Annotated in this window: 20 protein-coding genes; 11 read left to right on the top strand and 9 right to left on the bottom strand. The window is 63.9% G+C overall.

The annotated features are described in order from the left end of the window. Positions 1-32: 32 nt before the first annotated feature. On the bottom strand, positions 33-1,796 hold the full coding sequence (locus tag ACVIN2_RS36630) for a CYTH and CHAD domain-containing protein (RefSeq protein ID WP_456769329.1): 1,764 nt from the start codon (positions 1,794-1,796) through the stop codon (positions 33-35). A 322-nt stretch (positions 1,797-2,118) separates the two neighbouring features. On the opposite strand from ACVIN2_RS36630, the gene ACVIN2_RS36625 reads away from it, so the two are divergent. Both ACVIN2_RS36625 and ACVIN2_RS36620 read left to right on the top strand, forming a co-directional pair. Beyond that, complete coding sequence (locus ACVIN2_RS36625) at positions 2,119-2,931, top strand: helix-turn-helix domain-containing protein (RefSeq protein ID WP_456769328.1); 813 nt, start codon at positions 2,119-2,121, stop codon at positions 2,929-2,931. Between the two features lie 116 nt (positions 2,932-3,047). Further along, entirely contained in the window at positions 3,048-4,025 is a 978-nt protein-coding gene (locus ACVIN2_RS36620; protein ID WP_456769327.1) for a Bug family tripartite tricarboxylate transporter substrate binding protein, read from the top strand. Between the two features lie 40 nt (positions 4,026-4,065). On the opposite strand, the gene ACVIN2_RS36615 is transcribed toward ACVIN2_RS36620, so the two are convergent. After that, a complete protein-coding gene (locus ACVIN2_RS36615) occupies positions 4,066-4,770 on the bottom strand; it encodes a GntR family transcriptional regulator (protein ID WP_456769326.1) in 705 nt (234 codons plus the stop codon). Between the two features lie 265 nt (positions 4,771-5,035). Between ACVIN2_RS36615 and ACVIN2_RS36610 the strand changes: the two genes are divergently transcribed. The 6 genes from ACVIN2_RS36610 (at position 5,036) to ACVIN2_RS36585 (ending at position 10,607) form a co-directional block, all read left to right on the top strand. Beyond that, positions 5,036-6,022: an ABC transporter ATP-binding protein gene (locus ACVIN2_RS36610; protein ID WP_027567792.1), complete on the top strand. Its 987-nt coding sequence runs from the start codon at positions 5,036-5,038 to the stop codon at positions 6,020-6,022. Positions 6,023-6,064: 42 nt separating this feature from the next. After that, positions 6,065-7,354 carry an ABC transporter substrate-binding protein gene (locus tag ACVIN2_RS36605; protein ID WP_456769325.1) on the top strand — a complete coding sequence of 430 codons (1,290 nt, stop codon included), beginning with the start codon at positions 6,065-6,067 and terminating at the stop codon, positions 7,352-7,354. 4 nt (positions 7,355-7,358) lie between these two features. Next, positions 7,359-8,318, top strand: coding sequence for an ABC transporter permease (locus tag ACVIN2_RS36600; protein WP_456769324.1), 960 nt, complete (start codon positions 7,359-7,361; stop codon positions 8,316-8,318). A gap of 3 nt (positions 8,319-8,321) precedes the next feature. Further along, positions 8,322-9,200 (top strand): ABC transporter permease, encoded by an 879-nt coding sequence (locus ACVIN2_RS36595; RefSeq protein WP_456769323.1) that lies wholly within the window; start codon positions 8,322-8,324, stop codon positions 9,198-9,200. A 4-nt stretch (positions 9,201-9,204) separates the two neighbouring features. Then, positions 9,205-9,936 carry an aspartate/glutamate racemase family protein gene (locus ACVIN2_RS36590; protein ID WP_456769322.1) on the top strand — a complete coding sequence of 244 codons (732 nt, stop codon included), beginning with the start codon at positions 9,205-9,207 and terminating at the stop codon, positions 9,934-9,936. 176 nt (positions 9,937-10,112) lie between these two features. Further along, on the top strand, positions 10,113-10,607 hold the full coding sequence (locus ACVIN2_RS36585) for a hypothetical protein (RefSeq protein WP_247362229.1): 495 nt from the start codon (positions 10,113-10,115) through the stop codon (positions 10,605-10,607). A gap of 174 nt (positions 10,608-10,781) precedes the next feature. Here ACVIN2_RS36585 and ACVIN2_RS36580 read toward each other — a convergent pair whose 3' ends face one another. After that, the gene (locus tag ACVIN2_RS36580) at positions 10,782-11,144 is read right to left on the bottom strand and encodes a hypothetical protein (RefSeq protein WP_456769866.1); all 363 of its coding nucleotides are present in this window, start codon (positions 11,142-11,144) and stop codon (positions 10,782-10,784) included. Positions 11,145-11,247: 103 nt separating this feature from the next. After that, on the bottom strand, positions 11,248-11,550 hold the full coding sequence (locus ACVIN2_RS36575; RefSeq protein WP_456769321.1) for a hypothetical protein: 303 nt from the start codon (positions 11,548-11,550) through the stop codon (positions 11,248-11,250). 141 nt (positions 11,551-11,691) lie between these two features. Here ACVIN2_RS36575 and ACVIN2_RS36570 point away from each other — a divergent pair, with 141 nt between their 5' ends. Further along, positions 11,692-11,856: a ribosome modulation factor gene (locus ACVIN2_RS36570; RefSeq protein ID WP_247371639.1), complete on the top strand. Its 165-nt coding sequence runs from the start codon at positions 11,692-11,694 to the stop codon at positions 11,854-11,856. A gap of 2 nt (positions 11,857-11,858) precedes the next feature. Here ACVIN2_RS36570 and ACVIN2_RS36565 read toward each other — a convergent pair whose 3' ends face one another. Both ACVIN2_RS36565 and ACVIN2_RS36560 read right to left on the bottom strand, forming a co-directional pair. After that, positions 11,859-12,389: a gamma carbonic anhydrase family protein gene (locus ACVIN2_RS36565; RefSeq protein ID WP_027567784.1), complete on the bottom strand. Its 531-nt coding sequence runs from the start codon at positions 12,387-12,389 to the stop codon at positions 11,859-11,861. 90 nt (positions 12,390-12,479) lie between these two features. Further along, positions 12,480-12,809, bottom strand: coding sequence for a DUF6949 family protein (locus tag ACVIN2_RS36560; protein ID WP_007611845.1), 330 nt, complete (start codon positions 12,807-12,809; stop codon positions 12,480-12,482). Positions 12,810-13,031: 222 nt separating this feature from the next. Between ACVIN2_RS36560 and ACVIN2_RS36555 the strand changes: the two genes are divergently transcribed. Further along, the gene (locus tag ACVIN2_RS36555; RefSeq protein WP_456769320.1) at positions 13,032-13,739 is read left to right on the top strand and encodes a hypothetical protein; all 708 of its coding nucleotides are present in this window, start codon (positions 13,032-13,034) and stop codon (positions 13,737-13,739) included. Positions 13,740-13,893: 154 nt separating this feature from the next. On the opposite strand, the gene ACVIN2_RS36550 is transcribed toward ACVIN2_RS36555, so the two are convergent. From ACVIN2_RS36550 to cysE, 3 genes are all read right to left on the bottom strand, one after another. Then, positions 13,894-15,084, bottom strand: a complete 1,191-nt coding sequence (locus ACVIN2_RS36550; protein WP_456769319.1) for an FAD-binding domain — start codon at positions 15,082-15,084, stop codon at positions 13,894-13,896. Between the two features lie 94 nt (positions 15,085-15,178). Then, on the bottom strand, positions 15,179-15,397 hold the full coding sequence (locus ACVIN2_RS36545) for a DUF3126 family protein (RefSeq protein WP_007602550.1): 219 nt from the start codon (positions 15,395-15,397) through the stop codon (positions 15,179-15,181). Positions 15,398-15,559: 162 nt separating this feature from the next. Next, entirely contained in the window at positions 15,560-16,384 is an 825-nt protein-coding gene (gene cysE / locus ACVIN2_RS36540) for a serine O-acetyltransferase (protein ID WP_007602549.1), read from the bottom strand. A gap of 275 nt (positions 16,385-16,659) precedes the next feature. Here cysE and ACVIN2_RS36535 point away from each other — a divergent pair, with 275 nt between their 5' ends. Then, a complete protein-coding gene (locus tag ACVIN2_RS36535) occupies positions 16,660-18,018 on the top strand; it encodes a hypothetical protein (protein WP_456769318.1) in 1,359 nt (452 codons plus the stop codon). Positions 18,019-18,189 lie beyond the last annotated feature (171 nt).

Raw genomic sequence — 18,189 nt, 5'->3', positions numbered from 1 at the left:
TGGCCGCAACTTTTTTGGGGGATGTGCTTTGCTTAGTCCGGCGGTGTCTGCCCCGACCAAGGCACGCGCGGGGCGGTGAAATCGCGCCATGTGCTTTGCAGGGCGGGCTGCACCCCGACCGACGCGCGCGCCTGCCAGCCGGCGATCGCCGCCGCGGCGATGGCGCAGTCGGGCTCGGCATCAAGCCCGTCGAGCAATGATGCCGTGACCGCCATGTCGTTGAAGGCGCCAAGCTGCTCCTGCAGGCCGGCCAGCCTGCGCGCGAATTTTCGCGCGGATTTGCGATCTGCGAACAGCGGCAGCAGAAACTCGCTGAGATAACGCAGCCGCTTGGTCGCGAGCCGCACGCGGTGCAGACCTTCGGCGGAAAGCGACTTGAAGCGGCGGCCACGCTTGAGCACCTTGGCGTATTGCGCCGACAGAATGCGCTGCGCGAAGTTGACGGCGGGTTCGGCGAGCTGGCCGAGATCCTGCGCGGCGACGTCGTTGCGCCAACCCCGCGCCTCGATCCACCCGCCGAGGCTGATCAGGAACATGGCGCAGCGGCGATCGTCGAGCGCATCGTGCGCCTTGCGATAGGCATCGGACTGGCGCCCGGCCGCAACCCGGCCCAGCGCATCGAAGCCCGCGACCGACGGACAGGCTGTTGCGATCGTCGGCAAGGTCTCGATCTGGAACACATCCCAGTCGCGCGCGGCGGACAAATCCTGCGCCAGCCATTTGGCTTCTGTTCGCAGCGTATCGACGTTGCTCGACACGCCCGCCGAACGCATCAGATCCAGCACCGACCGCAGCCGGCGCAGCGAGACGCGCAGCTGATGGATTCCTTCCGGATGGCGGCCATCCTCGGCAGCCGGTAGCGACTGAAGCAAATGGAGGAAGCAGGAGCGCAGGATTGTCGCGAACGCCTCGTCCAATGTCACTGACGGATCGAGACGAAGTTTTCGCGGACGCCGCGCCGAGGGCGGCTTGTCGGCGGCAAGATCGAACCCGCGCGCCGATTTGGTGCGGATCGACGGCTTTACGTCGCCGTGCTCCGCGAGCCGCAGCGCGAGCTCGTAGATTGCGCTGGCGCTGCCGCTCTTGAGCTCCAGCTCGATCTCGCTCACGGGCAGTGAACGGTCGCCGGCCGTCAACTCGCCCCGGTCGAAGGCGATTTCGACCGTGCCTGACGGCAGGTCAATCATCCGCGCATGACGATGGACATCGGCGGTGAAGACCGCCTCAAGCGGCCGCGCTTCCACTCGGCCGCGAAGCTTCTCCGGAATGAAGGGCATCGCGAGAGCCAGATCAGGCGCAAGCGACGGTACCCTCACCTCCCACTCGCCGCGGCGGAGCGGATCGTCCGCCGCATCGGTCTTCACGGTTTGCACGAAGCGCGCACCGCTCTGACGAACGCGCAGGCTCAAGCCGTTGCGACGCAACGTCCGCTCCGGCGTGTCGTAATAGACGGACTTGAGATGTTTGCGCGCGCCCTTGTTGCGCGCGTTCGCCGCGATCACGGGCGCAGCGTTGAAATACGCCATGCGATCGGCATCGACCAGAAGCTTGAGCTCGATCTCACCGGCATGCGCGGCAGCGCTCGACGGGATTGGTTCCGTTGCCGGTTCCGCATCTTGCGATGGCGTCTGATCGATCACAGCGCCCTCGACGATCACAGGTTCCGTGACGAGCTCGGCGGGTTCACGCTGCCTGAAGAAGCCGGCGACGACTTGCGTTCTCTTGTCCTTCGCAACAGGATTGCCATCCCGCGCGCTCGGGTGCTTGCGAACCGGCGTTGCGTCTGACTTCAGCATTTACAGGTACATGACAGTTCAATGACAGAGCGTCATCGTATAGCCGGTGCGGCTCGCGAGCACTAGTCACGTGACGTCGCAGCGCCCGACTTCCACACGAGACTGCGAGCGACTTGACCACAGGAACTAAATTGCCGCCGGGCGCAGCATGCGATCGAATTGTCTGCGAATCCCGCCCTTCTCGAAACCGAGATGAACGCGTCAGCGAGCTTGACTCATGCCAACCTTCCCGCAATCGGTGACGATGGCGTCGAGCGCGCTGCCCTGTCCCTCCGGCGGTTGCTCCACCGGGTAGCGGCACAGGCAATCACAAGGAGCTGCCATGACGTCGTTCCGTCCCGTCATCGCGTTGTCCAGGGGTCTCGAGGTCCTGCGGGTGATCAATCAGGAACGGCAGTCGACCGTCGGCTCGCTGCACAAGGCGACGGGGCTGAACAAGTCAACGATCGTCCGCATGCTCGAGACGCTGGAGCATGAAGGTTATGTAATGCGCCGGACCGAGCCGGCCAGCTACGCGCCGACGGGACGGGCGCTGCTGCTCAGCGCAGGCTATGACGAGCCGACCTGGATTGGCGGCATCGCCGAACCCATCCTCAACAAATTCCGCAAGCAGATCCATTGGCCGTCAGACATTGCCGTGCTCGATCAGGAGTCCATGGTCATCGCCCACACAACGCGGGTGGACGGATCGCTGCTGTTCAGCCGCCCGCCGGGTTTTCGCTTTCCCGTCCTCGGCACCTCGATGGGGCGTGCCTATCTCGCCTTCTGCGAGCCCGCCGAGCAGGAGCGCATTGCCGCACGGCTTGCCCTCGGTCCCGAGCCCTGGAACGATCTGGCGCGCAATCCCGACAAGCTCACCAAGGCGCTGCGCACGATCCGCAAAGCCGGGTTCGCGGTGATGGACGACAGCTACAGCCGCAGTATCTTCGGCGGCGCAGTGTGGGCGCTTGGCGTTCCCGTCGCGCTTCAGAACCGGCTGTTCGGCAGCATGAACGTGATGATGCTCCGCGAAGCGGTCAGTCCGGAGGAAGGCATACGCCGCTTCGTACCTCCGATGAAGAAGGTCGCTTCCGCACTTGCCGAGGCGCTCGGCGCCAAGCTTGCCGCGCCGGGTTCTCCTGCAGGTCGGCGATGATCATTTCACACAGTGAAACGATATTTTGATTTCTTGACCCTCCTCCTTGCCCGTGTGACACCTCGTTGCGGTGGCTGCCGGCTGCCCAATGACACAGGGAAAAGAGGGAGGCCGAAGTGCGGACATCCGCGAGAATTTGGGCTGCCGCGATTGCATGCCTGACGATAGCCGCTTCTGAAACGGCTTGGGCCGAAGCCTGGCCGACCCGGGCAATCAAGATCGTCGTCTCCACGCCGGCAGGCGGCATCACCGATGCCTTCGCGCGCGCCTATGGCGACTACATCTCGCAGAAGCTCGGCCAGCCGGTCATTGTGGAAAACAAAACCGGAGCCAGCGGTGCGCTGGCAGCACAGTCGGTGAAGGATTCCCCGGCGGACGGTTACACGCTGATGTACACGATCTCGTCTACCTTGCTCGGTAACCGGCTGCTGCTGAAATCGCTGGCCTATGATCCGGACAAGGATTTCACGATCGTCGCGGTGACGCCTTCGGGGCATCTGCCGTTGGTGGTCCATTCCGCTACCAATGCCAAGACGATCGAAGAGTTCGTCGCCTATGCGCGTGGCAACAAGGTCACGGCCGGCTCGTACGGGATCGGCTCGTTCGCGCACATTGCGATCGCCGAGCTCAACCGGCAATTCGGCCTCGACATTTCCATCGTGCATTACCGCGGCGAAGCGCCGATGTGGCAGGATCTTGCAGCCGGGGTCATCCAGGCGGCGGTCGGCAGCTATCAGGCTGCGCTTCCGGTGCTCGATACCGGCATCGGCCGCCCGATTGCCGTGCCGACCCCGGTGCGCATGAAGAAGCTGCCCGAGACCAAGACATTTGCCGAGCAAGGGGTCACCGGCAATGTCTTCCAGCTCATCAGCTTTACCGCGCTGGTGGCGCCCGCTGCGATGCCGGCAGACCGGATCGACATGCTCGCCAAGCTGATGGTCGAAGGCGGCAAGACCGAGCGCGTGCAGAAGTTGCTCGATGCCTTCGGCGTCGACCAGCCGCCCATGGACCGCGCATCCTCGCTTGCACTCTACGAAAAGGAAGGGCCGGTCTGGCTCGAGTCGATCAAAACTCTCGGGTTGGAGCCGCAATAGCCGCCGCCGCGCTCGCCCGGGTGCGGACACCTCCTGGAGGTCAGTCCCCGAGCACGTCCGCGAGACGCAACTCGTCGGCTGGATCCTTCAGGAACAGCTCGGCCTCGATCTCGTTCAGATGCGACAACATCTGCGCGCGCGCGGCCTCCCTGTCGCATTTGCGGATCGCGGCGACGATTCCGGCGTGATGATCGGTGCCGCAGGCCGGCGTGTCGTGCCGGCGGTAGAGCAGGATGATCAGCGAGGAGCGCGCAATCAGCTCCTTGAGAAAACCGAGATAGATGCTGTGGCCACTCATCTCGGCGACGAGCCGATGGAAGTCGCCGGAGAGGCGGACCGAAGCACGCGCGTCGCCACGCAGCTCCGCCTCGCGTTCCTCGGCAAGATGGCGCTGGAGACGCCCGATCCAGACGGGCGACACCGCGTCAACGGCGTGATCGACGATCGTCGGCTCGATCAGGCGGCGCGCCTCGAACACTTCGCGGGCGTCCGCAGGCGTCGGCCTCGCGACGAAGGCGCCGCGGTTCTTCTCGATGTTGACGATGCCCTCATGCGCGAGCTGTTGCAGCGCGGTGCGAACCAGCGTTCGGCTTGCTCCGTAGATCTCGCCGATCTCGTCCTCACCGAGTTTCGTGCCGGGCAGCAGGCGATGCTCGAGGATCGCCGCGGTCACGCCTTCCCGGATGCGGCTGACGCGATCGCTCGCATCGGGCGCGTCGGATTTCGGTCGGGACTTGGCGGCCATGGGGGTGAGGACTCGATCGCCGAAGATGGCGTCGAATCCTAATCGACCAGCTGTATCCAATCACAGGCGAAACTTTATACAATCCGCGCCTGTTTTGTGTGCACGCAACTGCGAAGGCGACTAGCCGGCCAGACCCATGGAATTCGATCTAACGATCTGAGTCCGCTGCACTGTTTTGAAATTCGGCCGGCAGAGAACGATTCAAGCACGATTGGCATGGACCTTGCGGAGAGAGGCGCAGCATCGCCCTCGCCCCGGACACGCCATGGCCACTCCCGCCGCCCTCGAACTGGTCGCCGTCACCAAGCGCTACGACACGACGCTGGCGGTCGACACCGTCAATTTGAAGATCCCGGCCGGCACCTATTGCTGCCTGCTCGGCCCATCCGGCTGCGGCAAAACCTCGACCTTGCGCATGATCGCCGGCCACGAGGCGGTCAGCGAAGGCGACATCATCCTGGGTCCGCAGAACGTCACCGATCTCGAACCCGCCAAGCGCGGCACGGCGATGATGTTCCAGTCTTACGCGCTGTTTCCGCACCTCACCGTGATCGACAATGTGGCGTTTGCCCTGAAAATGCGCGGCATCGACCGGGCGACGCGGCACAAGCGCGCCGGCGAGTTGCTCGAGCTGGTCGCGATGACGCCCTACGCGGCCCGCCTCCCCGCACAGCTGTCCGGCGGCCAGCAGCAGCGCGTCGCGCTCGCTCGCGCGCTGATCACCGAGCCGCAGATCCTGTTGCTCGACGAGCCGCTCTCTGCGCTCGACCCGTTCCTGCGGGTGAAGATGCGGGGCGAACTGAAGCGGCTGCAGCGCGAGCTCGGCATCAGCTTCGTTCAGGTCACGCACGGCCAGGAAGAGGCGATGGCGCTCGCCGACCACATCGTGGTGATGAACCAGGGCAGGATCGAACAGCAGGGAAGTGCCCGCGACATCTTCCATCATCCCCGCACCGAATTCGTGGCGCGCTTCATCGGCGGTCACAACGTCCTCAGCGACGCAGGCAAACTCATCGCCGTGCGCGCCGATCAGCTCGGCATCGTGCCGATCGCCGACGGCGCGGTCGGCGCGCCGGCGCTGCTGACCCAGACCGAGTACCAGGGCTCCTACATCGCCGTCTCGCTCACGCTCGAAGACGGGACCGCCCTATTCTCCCACCTTCCCGAGGCTGCCTTCGACGTCCACCAGTTCCGGCCAGGCGATCGCGTGCTGGCCACCTGGGATCCCGCCAAGGCGCAACGTCTGCAATAGCGCCGATCAATCACCGGAATGCGCAACAGAGGAGTGAGTGATATGACCGAAACGACCAGGAAGAAGGGCCTTAGCCGCCGCACGCTACTGAAGAGCACCGCGGGTCTCGCCGGCCTTGCCGCCGGCTCCGGCGCCATCACCGGCTTCCCCTATGTGAACTCGGCCGAGCCGAAGGTGCTGCGCTATCTCGGCACCGCCGTGAACGAGGGCGACGAGATCTCCAAGCAGTGCCTGAAGGACACCGGCATCAAGATCGAATACATCACCGCGACCACCGACGACGTCACCAAGCGCGTGATGACCCAGCCGAACTCCTTCGACGTGCTGGACACCGAATATTTCGCGCTGAAGAAGATCGTGCCCTCGGGCAACATCCTTGCCCTCGACGCCAGGAAGATCAAGGAATTCGACAACATCACGCCCGTCTTCACCAAGGGCCAGACGCCCGGCGGCAAGAAGATCGGCGGCCAGGGCACCGCGCCCTGGAAGGTGCTCTATCTCGAAGGCAAAGACTCCAAGAAGTTCGCGACGTCCGCGACCGAATTCGTCACCCTGATCCCGACCGTCTACAACGCCGACACGCTCGGCATCCGTCCTGATATCATCAAGCGTCCGATCAGCTCGTGGGCCGAGCTGCTCAATCCTGAGTTCAAGGGCAAGGCCTCGATCCTCAACATCCCTTCGATCGGCATCATGGATGCCGCGATGGTCGTGGAAGCCACCGGCAAGTACAAATATGCCGACAAGGGCAACATGACCAAGGAAGAGATCGATCTCACCATGAAGGTGATGACAGAGGCCAAGAAGGCCGGTCAGTTCCGCGCCTTCTGGAAAGACTTCAACGAGAGCGTCAACCTGATGGCCTCGGGCGAGACCGTCATCCAGTCGATGTGGTCGCCGGCGGTGACGAAGGTCCGCTCGATGGGGATTGCCTGCACCTTCCAGCCGCTCAAGGAGGGCTATCGCTCCTGGGCCTCCGGCTTCTGCGTCTCCAAGGGCGTCTCGGGTGCGAAGCTCGAATGGGCCTACGAGTTCGTCAACTGGTTCCTGTCCGGCTATGCCGGCGCCTATCTCAACCGCCAGGGCTACTACTCGGCGGTGCTCTCCACCGCGAAGGCGCATATGGAGCCTTACGAGTGGGCCTATTGGATGGAGGGCAAGGCGGCCGAAAAGGACATCAAGGCGCCCGACGGCTCGCTGCTCGAAAAGGCCGGCGCCGTGCGCGACGGCGGCTCCTACGAGGACCGCATGGGCGGCGTCGCGTGCTGGAACGCCGTGATGGACGAGAACGACTACATGGTCCGCAAGTGGAACGAGTTCATCGCGGCGTAATCTGATGGACACGTCGGAGGACATCCTGCAACAGGCATCCCCGGACCTGGTCCGGGGATCGGAGGCGGCGCGCCGCAGCAAAGCGGCGCGGCTGTCGCCCTCCTTCATCTCCTGGCTCCAGGCCGGGCCGATGATGCTGGTGTTCCTCGCCTTCTTCCTGATCCCGCTCGTCTTCGTCGTCATCGTCTCGTTCTGGGACTACAACGAATACCAGTTGCTGCCGGCCTTCTCGGGCCGCGGTTACACCGACACGTTCGAAGGCTGCATCGCGCAGTTCCCTGATCTCTGCACCATCGCCAAGACTTATCTGAAGACGCTGAAGCTGTGCTTCCTCGTGTGGGTCATCACCCTCTTCATCGGCTTCTGGGTCGCCTACTTCCTCGCCTTTCACGTCAAGTCAAAAACGTGGCAGATGGGGCTGTCTCTGCTTTGCACGATCCCGTTCTGGACCTCCAACGTGATCCGCATGATCGCCTGGATTCCGCTGCTCGGGCGCAACGGCCTTGTCAACTCAGGCTTGGTGAAGACGGGGCTGATCAACCATCCCGTTGAATGGCTGCTGTTCTCCGAATTCTCCGTGGTGCTGGCGCTGGTGCACCTCTTCACCTTCTTCATGGTGGTGCCGATCTTCAACTCGATGGTTCGCATCGACAAATCGCTGATCGAGGCCGCCTATGACGCCGGCGCGACCGGTTTCCAGACGCTCGTCAACGTCATCATTCCCCTGTCAAAACCCGGCATCGTGATCGGCTCGATCTTCGTCATCACCATCGTGATGGGCGACTTCATCACCATCGGCGTGATGGGCGGGCAGCAGATCGCGGCCGCCGGCAAGATCATCGAGACGCGGGTGAACGCACTGCAATTCCCGGCAGCGGCGGCCAACGCCGTCATCCTGCTCGTCATCACGTTCCTGATCATCACCATGATGTCGCGCATCGTCGACATCAAGAAGGAGCTCTAGAGCATGAAGGAAGGACGCCCGCGCTCTTTCTACGTGCTCGCGATCTTCTTCGCAGCCTATACGCTGTTTCTCTACGGCCCGATGATCGCGATCTACGTGCTGTCGTTCCAGGGGCCGCAGGGCGGCCTCACCTTCCCGATGAACGGTGTGTCGACTTTCTGGATCGCAAAACTGTTCCAGGGCACCGGCATCGTCGATCTCGGCGCGGCCTTTCGCCGTTCGCTGCTGCTTGGCATTATCGTGATGATCGTCACCGTCGTGCTGTCGGTCGCGGCGGGCATGGGGTTTCGCCGCAAGTTCAAGGCGCAGAGCATTTTGTTTTATTCGGCGATCGCGAGCCTGATCGTGCCCTCGATCATCACATCGCTCGGCATCTCGCTCGAATTCCGCATCATCGACGATCTGATCAAGGCGCATTGGAACGAGAATTTCGAGACCTCGATGGGCCTGCTCACCTCGGGCCTCGGTGCACATTTGACCTGGACACTGCCGTTCGGCCTGCTCATCATGTTCGCGATCTTCAACCGCTTCGACCCGCGCCTCGAGGAAGCCGCGCGCGATCTCGGCGCGACGCCGTGGCAGGCCTTCCGTCATGTCGTGCTGCCGATCATCCTGCCTTCGGTGATTGGCATTGGACTGTTCGGCTTCACGCTGTCCTGGGACGAACTCGCGCGTTCCAGTCAGGCGATCGGTGCGGTGAACACGCTGCCTCTGGATCTCCAGGGCCTCACCACCACTGTGACGAACCCCGACATCTATGCGCTTGGCACCGTGATCTCCGCCGTCTCGTTCACGGTGATCAGCCTTGCGCTCGGCACCATCCACGTGTTGAACAGGCGGCAGGCGGCCAAAGGCTCGGACGCCGGCAAAGGGCTTGTCTGATCTGATGCGACTCCACGTCGTCAATCCCAACACCACGGCGTCGATGACGGCGAAGATCGCCGCCGCGGCGCGCAGCATCGCCCTGCCCGACACATTGATCGACGCGCGCCAGCCGGCGATGGGTCCGGTTTCGATCGAGGGATTTTACGACGAGGCCTTCGCCGTCCCCGGCATGCTCGGCTGCATCCGTGACGCCGATCGCGATGGCGCGGACGCGCATATCATCGCCTGCTTCGACGACACCGGCCTCGACGCCGCGCGCGCCGCGGCAAAGGCACCCGTGATCGGCATTGGCGAGGCGGGCTTTCACATGGCGAGCCTGATCGCCGCGCGCTTCGCCGTGGTGACGACGCTCGGTGTCTCCGTCGTGCCGATCGAGCATAATTTGCGAAAATACGGCCTCGCCGAACGCTGCGCCCGCGTCCGCGCCGCCGAGGTGCCGGTGCTCGCGTTGGAGGAGCGCAACACCGACGCGCTCGCAAAAATCTCCATGGAAATCACAGCCACGATCCGCGACGACCGCGCGGAGGCCATCGTGCTCGGTTGCGCCGGCATGGCCGATCTCGCCAATGAACTCGCCGCCGCGCACGGCCTGCCCGTGATCGACGGCGTCGCCGCCGCGGTGACCTTGGCGGAATCACTGGTGCGACTGGGACTGAAAACCTCCCGGCTCGGACCCTACGCGGCGCCCCGCTCGAAGACCTATTCAGGTCCGTTTTCGCCGTTTCAGCCCTGATCTCTGCCCCTGACGGGCGTTCGGAGGCGTCAAGGCCTCATGATTGTTGGTTTTTTTGCTCTTAGCCTCTTTTTGGTCCCATTCCTTGCCGAAACGTAACGCTTTCGGGACACCCGGCGGCCTCAGGGTTGCCGGTCTTCGCCACTCACCAAGTTTCAATTTGGGTTTTGTCAGCGATGATCGATCTCGCAGAGGACGCACCGTCCAACCCGCTTCTTCGCCTCGGCGCCCAGCCTATCGCGCTGACCGCCGCCGCCCTCCTCCTGCTGATCGCCGGTGTGACCTCGATCGCGATCTGGCGCGCCTATACCGGCTCAGCTCCTGAGACCGACCGGGTGGTGGCGTCGCGGCAGCTTCAGGCTCGCACCGCACAGGCGTCCGAGCAGCTGGTCGAGAAGACCAAGGGGCTGGAGGCAACGCAGCAGGAATCGATTGACCAGCTTCAGGTCGTGCAGGACCAGCTTCAGAGTGTGAAGCGCTTGCTCGCATTCCAGCAGGCCGACACCAAGCGTCTGTCCGAGCAGGTCACGACACTGAACGAATCCATCGACGGCCTGCGGCAATCCTTCGCCAGTGCCCGGGCGAGCGAGGCGGAGACTCCCTCGGTTACCCGCAGGAAACCTGCACGGCATCGTGTCCATGCCAGTGCACGCAAGCGCTCGCGCGGCTGAGCAGCCGGCGCCGCCTAAATTTTTGGACTTGTGAACTGGATCACATTCGCCCGTGTGATTCCAAGCGATGCTCGCCGTTACCGGATGGCGTGAGCCGATTTCAATGTCCGGGGCTGGCAAGGTCGTTGACGGTATATTGCGTCAGCGACCTTGTTTTTTAACGGGTACCGCCGCCTATTCGCAGACATCCACGGGGCGGATGCGCCAGCCCGACGGCGTCATGACGCGCTTGCGCACGACGTAGCAGCCGCCATAGCCACCATCGTCGTAGCCGGTACCATAGTAATAGGGATCGCCGTAATACGGTCGGCCATAGCCGTAATAGCTGCCGTAATAACCCGCGCCGGCGATACCCGCCCCGATGGCGATTCCCGGCCAGAAGCCGCCGCCGCGCCAGTGGCCGCCGTGGCCCCAGCCTCCGCCATGGCCCCAACCGCCGCCACCGTGGCCGAAACCGCCCCGCGCCTGGGCCGCCTGTGGGGCCGACAGCCCGACTGCCGCGACGGCGAGCGCCGCCATCATCATCTTGCGTAACATCACTCGATCCTCCGCGTGGAGACGCTCCACGCTTCAAAGCAGGATCAAGCTAATCGGCTTGCGGCGTTCCTGACAGCCTCACTGTCTCACTTCCCCGCGAGCATCAGCAGCCGCGGCAGATGCTCTTGAGCTTCTTGTCGAGCAGCCGGTCCTCGGCGTTGACGGCGGCGTCGGTCCCCCTACCCCCGCCTGCGCCGGTGGTGCCTCCGGATGCAGCATTCGCACCGGACGATTGGGCGGTGCCCAGACTGTTGGTGCCGGGCGCAGTCGCCGGAGAATTGGCCACACCTCCGGCCGATCCCGCCGAGCCGCCGGTGGCTTGCGCGAACGATACCGCGGGCATGGCGCCAAGGGCGAAGATCACGATCACGGTCTTGATTGAACGGGTTGTGGGCAATCTGGCCATTGAATTCTCCTTCGCCGGTCAACCGCCGCAGCAATGACCGGTTCCGGAACAAATGCCGTCGCATCAGCTTGAAACCGGGAGGGCGGGCACGATCACGCTCAGGCTGATCTTCGGCTCCGGAAACAGGAAGGCGCAGTCACGATGAACGATCGCGATGCTTTTGCAGAAGGCGAACGCGCGGCGCGTAAGAACATTCCGGCGGAAGCCAATCCGTACCAGGACGGCAGCGACGAGCATGCCCTTTGGTCCGCGGGGCACGAAAAGGTCGCAAGCGCAATAGAAGCGCGCGAGTCCGAAGGAAGCTGAGCTCACCCGATCCGCTTGAGGCCCTTCGTGAAGCGCGGGCCGTTCGCGACGTAGAACTTCGCCGCGCTGCCCATCTTCTGCACCTGGGCGTCGTCGAGCGTGCGGATCACCCGCGCCGGCGAGCCGATGATCAGGGACCGTTCGGGGAATTCCTTGCCCTCGGTGATGACGGAGCCGGCGCCGACGATGCTGTTGCGGCCGATCCTGGCGCCGTTCATCACGATGGAGCCCATGCCGACGAGTGCGCCCTCCTCGATGGTGCAGCCGTGCAGGATGACGTTGTGGCCGACCGTACAGTTCCTGCCGATGTGAAGCGGAAAACCGAGATCGGTGTGGCAGGTCGAGCCGTCCTGCACGTTGGCGCCCTCGCCAATCTCGATCCACTCGTTGTCGCCGCGCAGCACCGCGCCGAACCAGACGCTCGCGCCCGGCTTCAGGCGCACGCGGCCGATCACGGTGGCGGTCTCCGCGATGAAGTAATTGCCGTCGGCGGGAAGGTCGGGCGCCTGCCCGTCGAGCTCGTAGATCGCCATGAGGGTCTCCTGTCGGGTCAACCCCAGCCATAGCGAAACGGCAGCCTTGACGCAAAGGGCCGCCGCGCAGGCAGCCCTACAGCGCGCGCATCAGACCAGAACGCCGGCCGCGCGGAGCGTCATCAGAAAGAAGGTGCCGCTCATCATGCTCCAGAAGCCGGCGATGACGGTGGCCATCATCACGAATTCGACGCGACGGCTCTCCAGCTGCCTGCCGCGCAGGGTGTTGCGCATGATGATGAAAGGCGCCGCGAACACCAGGAACGGAACCGCCGCGAAGGTCTTCGGCGCCACGCCGTCCTGCAACAGACCGAAGCCGGCGGGCCGCTGTGCGACCGTCTGGTATCCGCTCACGAGCGCGCCCGCGAGCGCGAAACCGATGCCGATCGAGAAGAATGTATTGAGAGCTTCAGGTGTCATCGGAAGGTCCGCCCTTACGCAACGCGAGGTGCCTTCCTGTGACAAAGAGTGCCGGTTAACGCTACATTATCCTTAAGGGAAGGTTAACGCCGCCGGCCGTCCCACGCAGGCCTCTCTCCCTTCCCTGCAGCCGGTGAACGCTCCGCGAAATCGCCACCACGTGGCATATTCGCCGCTGATTCGTCGGCCATCGGCCGACTTCCGGCTCATTCGCGCCGGCTCATGACGGTGTTTTCGGCAATTTCCCCTCAGTCTCCCCGGGCGCGCACCCGGGGCCACGTGATCCCGATCGTGCTCGGCGGCATTGCCGCGGTGTGCGCCGTCGCGCTCGTCGCCTATTTGTTGTGGCCGACCTGGGGCTCGAGCGGCGCGAGCGCCCCGGACAAGCTGCCGGTGAGCGTCGGCGGCACGCTGTTCAACCTGCCGACCAACGCGATCCGCATGAAGATCCAGCGCCACTCCGGGCCGCAGGAGCGGATCGATCTCGACTTCCTCTATCCTTCGCTGGAGCCGCCGGGCGCACCGAAGCACGTCACCGCCGATAGCGTGGATGCGGCGATGCAGCCGATCGACCGCATCTTCCTGTCGATCGCCGCGCATCGCGATGCGCTCTCGCCCGAGCAGCGCACCGCCACGATCTATCCGCGCTATCTCGACCAAGCCGTGGCAATGCCCCAGGACGGGCTGACGATGCGGATGTTCCGCGCCGATACCCCTTACGGCAGCGAGGATCTCTATTCTGCCGCAAGCCCCGCGCTGACCGCGCGCTGCACCCGCGATGGAGCCACGCCCGGCATGTGCCTCGCCGAACGCCGCGTCGGCGGCGCCGACCTCACCTTCCGCTTTCCGCGCAGCTGGCTATCGCAATGGCGCGATGCGGCGGAAGCGATGGAGAAGCTGACGGCGCAGTTGCGGGGCCCGAAGGGGTAAGCGGCCCCGAGCCTCCAAAACAAAAACTGCGAAAACAACCCCATGCACAGTAGCCAAGTGCCTGGCATGACTTCGTATTTTCGAAGCCGGCTTTGGGAAAACTCGCCCCCTCCGACAACTCGTCTTTTCGAAAAAATTCAATGCCGCGGGCTATTCAAGCGCCGATCTCCTTGTGATCGCGCCAGCGATAAGTCGGCAGATCCAGCTTGTCGGCAAGGTCTCGGCCAATGGCGAGTCTCGCCGCGCCCGGCAACGAGAACGCCCTCACGACCTGATTGCGAAACCACAATCCCCATGACGTCCGCGGCGCAAATGCCGCGGCGAAGCGCTCCGCTCCGCGCTGCTTGGCGCCGATATAGCTGCGAAGGCGAGTCTCATAGGCGCTGAATGCTTCCTCGTGGCGCCCCTCGGCGCGCGCGAGCTCTCCCGCAAGCACATAGGCAGAGATCATGGCCAGAGCCGAGCCCTGCCCGGCGACGAGCGAGACGCAGAACGCAGCGTCTCCAATCAGCACGACGCGGCCCCGCGACCAGCCGTCCATCCTGATCTGGCTGACCCGGTCGCAATACAAATCGTCTGCGCGCTCGAGTTCGTTCAGAATGTCTGGGCATTCCCAGCCGGCGTCGCGATAGAGATCACGCAGCTGTGCCTTTGCGGCAAGCCCGCCTGCATCGCCGCGAAACACGAAGAGGAACAAGGTGCGATCATCGCGCAGCGCGAAACGGCCAATCATCAGGCCCGGCCGGTTGTGCATCAGATACACATTCTCGTCGCGACGACGATAGCCGCGGGTTTCGAATGCCGCGACGCCATAGCCGAGATTTCTTTCGAACGTCCCGATGGAGCCGAACGCAAGGCGGCGCACTTGCGAATTCAGGCCGTCAGCACCGACGACGAGATCGAAACGTCGGCTCCCGCCGCGCCGCAACTGGACGTCGACCCATTCAGGCTGCTGCTGCAGGCCAACGATCTCCTCATCGAAGATCGTTTCAACACCAGCGCGGACCGTACCGTACAGCAGGCGCGACAGATCGCTTCGTGCCAGAGTGACGTAACGCCCGCCTGTGAGATCGTCGAGGACGTTCGTACCAAATCCGGCGACACGCCGGCCGCGATCGTCAACGATCCGCATTTCCCTGACGTGATAACCGGCGCTTTCGATCGCCGGCAACAGCCCCGTCCGTTCGGCGATGTCGTAGCCCAGTCCCCAGAAATCGATCACGTAGCCGCCATGACGAAGCGCGGGCGCGCGTTCCACCAGCGTCGGCTCGTAGCCTCCGGCACGCAGCCAATACGCAAGCGTAGGCCCGGCGATCCCCGCCCCGGAGATCAGCACTGTTCGCATGGACGGAATGTGGGAGGAGCGCCGGCCGATCGCACCGCCGCGTCAGACACTAAATGGTGAGGGCGGGAAGTTCCGCCTCACCAATCGGGTCGCATCACTCCTGGTCGACCAGATCGTCCTCGAGGATCGCCATCTGGAACTGGAACGAGCGATCATCATCCTCGTCGTCGACGAAGAGCACACCGATGAATTCCTCGCCGATATAGACTTCGGCGGAATCATCCTTCTTCGGCCGCGGCACGACGCGGATCTTGGGATTGCCGAATACGCGCTTCAGATACGCGTCGAGCTTCCTAACTTCCTTGACGTCCACGGCAAGTCTCCAATCGAAATCTGGGTTGGCGCGGGTTTTAGGACGAGACGCGACCAACCGCCAGCATGAATTGCCAAAGAATTTTTGGGGCGAAGGGGGCGGAAAATCCGCCCCTTCCAACAAGCTCGATGTCCCCTCTCAGAGACATCTCAAAGTCCCACCTCAGAGTCCCATGGCGTTGATCATCTGATCCATGGTGCGCGACGGCTCGGCGCAGCCGGCTTCGCCGACGACCTTGGCGGGCACGCCTGCGACCGTCACGTTGTGCGGCACGGGCTTGACCACGACCGAGCCCGCCGCGATGCGCGCGCAATGACCGATCTCGATATTGCCGAGGATCTTTGCGCCCGCGCCGATCAGGACCCCGTGACGGATTTTCGGATGACGGTCCTCGTTCTCCTTGCCGGTGCCGCCGAGGGTGACGCCATGCAGGATCGAGACGTCGTCCTCGATCAGCGCCGTCTCACCGCAGACGAAGCCGGTGGCGTGGTCGAGGAAGATGCCGCGGCCGATGCGCGCGGCGGGATTGATGTCGGTCTGGAATACCGCAGACGCCCGGCTCTGCAGATAATACGCAAAATCCTTGCGGCCCTTCAGATACAGCCAATGCGCGAGGCGGTGGGTCTGGATGGCGTGAAAGCCCTTGAAATAGAGCAAGGGATCGATGAAGCGCGAGGTCGCGGGGTCACGGTCGTAGACGGCGACGAGATCGGCGCGGAAGGCGTTGCCGAGATCGGGATCGTCGCGCAGCGCCTCGTCATAGGTCTGGCGCACGAGATCGCCCGACAGCGCGGAGTGATCGAGCCGGTCGGCGACGCGATGGATCACCGCATCTTCCAGGCGGCTGTGATGCAGCACCGTCGAATAGATGAAGGTCGCAAGCTCCGGCTCGCGATGGACGATGTCCTCCGCTTCGCCGCGGATCCGATCCCAGATCGGATCAAGCGTTGCGAGCTTTCCTCCCGGATTGACCTGATGCACTGCCATGAGATCTGCTCTTTCGAATTGGCTCGTTTGGGTGGTTCTATAACACAGTCTAGGCGACAAAGTCCTGACGGGCTTGCCTGAGAGTGAACAGTGCGTTGCCCCGCACGGGCAAGCCAACACGTTGAATCACAACAGTTTCTTCCGACGCCCCCGGCGACAAGGTCGGCTCAAAATGGTCAGGGTTTCGCCAAATTCAAGCCGGGCGGCGTCAAACTATTGGTGAATTCCGCCTCAACGGTGATTGCGGGCATGGTCCGAGTGAGGACGGAGCGGATTTGACCATCACCACTGATCATGCGCGCGCGGGCGCCGCTGATACCCTCTGGCTGCGGCTCGCCGCGGTCGCCCTGCCGCTCCTGTTGATCGCGCCGGCGTTCTGGAACGGCTATCCGCTGTTGCAATGGGATACCGGAGGCTATTTGGCGCGCTGGTACGAGGGCTATCTCGTCCCGAGCCGCTCCACCGTGTTCGGCATCTACCTGCACTATGGCGAGAGTTCTGGTTTCTGGGTCAACCTTGCGGTCCAGTCGCTGGCGACGCTGTGGCTGTTGCAGCTCACCTTGCGCGTGCTCTCGATGATGCAGACGGTCCGTTTCGTCGCGATCAGCCTGCTCCTGATCCTGTCGACCGCGCTGCCCTGGCTTGCGAGCATGCTGCTCACCGACATTTTTGCAGGCCTGTCGGTGCTGTCGCTATTCCTGCTGGTCATCGGTGGGCAGCGGACCTCGGTGCTCGAAAAAATCTCGCTGTTCGTCTTCACCGCCTTTGCCGCCGCGACCCACAGCGCCACGCTCGGCGTGCTGCTCGGTCTCTGCGTCGCCGGCTGGGTGATCCGGCCGTGGCTGGGGCGCCGGCTTCCGACCGCCGGATTGGTCCAAGCGAGCCTCACCGTCGTCGCCGGGGGCCTGATGCTGGTGTCGGCGAACCATGCCTTGTCAGGCAAATGGGCCTGGACCCCCGGCGGCACCGGCGTCGCCTTCGGCCGCATGATGCAGGACGGCATCGTTGCGCGTTATCTCAACGACCATTGCCCGCGCGAAAGACTCAAGCTCTGCCCCTATCGCGACCAATTGCCGGCGACCGCCGACGAATTCCTGTGGGGCAAGAGCATGTTCAACACGCTCGGCCGCTTCGAAGGCATGAACGAGGAGATGGGCACCATCGTCGTGGGTTCGCTCGCCGACTATCCGGCCTGGCAGGCCGGCGCGGCGTTGCGGGCGCTGGGTCAGCAATTGCTGCATGTCGCGACCGGCGAAGGCACCAATGGCTGGATCCCGCACACCCGCGGCATCATCGAACGCTATATCCCCTCACAGGCCGCGCCTATGCGGGCGGCGCGCCAGCAGCACTGGGCGCTCGACTTCGACACCATCAACTGGCTGCATGTGCCCGTCGCGCTGGCCTCGATGCTGGCGCTCGTTGTGCTGCTCGGCCACGCGCTCATACATCGCCAGCTGGACGATCTGACGCTGCTGGCGGCGACGGTGACTCTGGCGCTGCTCGGCAACGCCTTCGTCTGCGGCGTCATCTCCGGCCCCCATGATCGCTACGGCGCGCGGATGGTGTGGGTTGCCACCTTCGTGGTGTTGATGGCGCTGGCGCGACGGTTTGGTGAGGACACTAGAGCGCGATGAGATCGGCCGCTTCGCGGTCGACCACCTGCCGACGGCGCCGAGAAAGGGAGCAGCTTGCCGGTGAGCAGGAGCTGCTCGAGGTCGCCGTCGGTTGCATTGGTCGCCAGTCTGATAACAGCCCTTAGCGGGCTCCAGCACCGCGCCCGCCGCCTGGCAGTCAGGTCCGCAAGT

This window comes from Bradyrhizobium sp. USDA 3650, from assembly GCF_054057395.1.
The sequence above is the reverse complement of the archived record's forward strand: the minus strand, read 5'-3'. Positions and strand labels throughout refer to the sequence as shown.

What these genes read in the sequence shown, in the direction of transcription:
- ACVIN2_RS36630 (WP_456769329.1), bottom strand. Translation starts at nt 1,796, where the DNA reads ATGCTGAAGTCAGACGCAACGCCGGTTCGCAAGCACCCGAGCGCGCGG.
- ACVIN2_RS36625 (WP_456769328.1), top strand. Translation starts at nt 2,119, where the DNA reads ATGACGTCGTTCCGTCCCGTCATCGCGTTGTCCAGGGGTCTCGAGGTC.
- ACVIN2_RS36615 (WP_456769326.1), bottom strand. Translation starts at nt 4,770, where the DNA reads ATGGCCGCCAAGTCCCGACCGAAATCCGACGCGCCCGATGCGAGCGAT.
- ACVIN2_RS36610 (WP_027567792.1), top strand. Translation starts at nt 5,036, where the DNA reads ATGGCCACTCCCGCCGCCCTCGAACTGGTCGCCGTCACCAAGCGCTAC.
- ACVIN2_RS36605 (WP_456769325.1), top strand. Translation starts at nt 6,065, where the DNA reads ATGACCGAAACGACCAGGAAGAAGGGCCTTAGCCGCCGCACGCTACTG.
- ACVIN2_RS36600 (WP_456769324.1), top strand. Translation starts at nt 7,359, where the DNA reads ATGGACACGTCGGAGGACATCCTGCAACAGGCATCCCCGGACCTGGTC.
- ACVIN2_RS36595 (WP_456769323.1), top strand. Translation starts at nt 8,322, where the DNA reads ATGAAGGAAGGACGCCCGCGCTCTTTCTACGTGCTCGCGATCTTCTTC.
- ACVIN2_RS36590 (WP_456769322.1), top strand. Translation starts at nt 9,205, where the DNA reads ATGCGACTCCACGTCGTCAATCCCAACACCACGGCGTCGATGACGGCG.
- ACVIN2_RS36585 (WP_247362229.1), top strand. Translation starts at nt 10,113, where the DNA reads ATGATCGATCTCGCAGAGGACGCACCGTCCAACCCGCTTCTTCGCCTC.
- ACVIN2_RS36580 (WP_456769866.1), bottom strand. Translation starts at nt 11,144, where the DNA reads ATGTTACGCAAGATGATGATGGCGGCGCTCGCCGTCGCGGCAGTCGGG.
- ACVIN2_RS36575 (WP_456769321.1), bottom strand. Translation starts at nt 11,550, where the DNA reads ATGGCCAGATTGCCCACAACCCGTTCAATCAAGACCGTGATCGTGATC.
- ACVIN2_RS36570 (WP_247371639.1), top strand. Translation starts at nt 11,692, where the DNA reads ATGAACGATCGCGATGCTTTTGCAGAAGGCGAACGCGCGGCGCGTAAG.
- ACVIN2_RS36565 (WP_027567784.1), bottom strand. Translation starts at nt 12,389, where the DNA reads ATGGCGATCTACGAGCTCGACGGGCAGGCGCCCGACCTTCCCGCCGAC.
- ACVIN2_RS36560 (WP_007611845.1), bottom strand. Translation starts at nt 12,809, where the DNA reads ATGACACCTGAAGCTCTCAATACATTCTTCTCGATCGGCATCGGTTTC.
- ACVIN2_RS36555 (WP_456769320.1), top strand. Translation starts at nt 13,032, where the DNA reads ATGACGGTGTTTTCGGCAATTTCCCCTCAGTCTCCCCGGGCGCGCACC.
- ACVIN2_RS36550 (WP_456769319.1), bottom strand. Translation starts at nt 15,084, where the DNA reads ATGCGAACAGTGCTGATCTCCGGGGCGGGGATCGCCGGGCCTACGCTT.
- cysE (WP_007602549.1), bottom strand. Translation starts at nt 16,384, where the DNA reads ATGGCAGTGCATCAGGTCAATCCGGGAGGAAAGCTCGCAACGCTTGAT.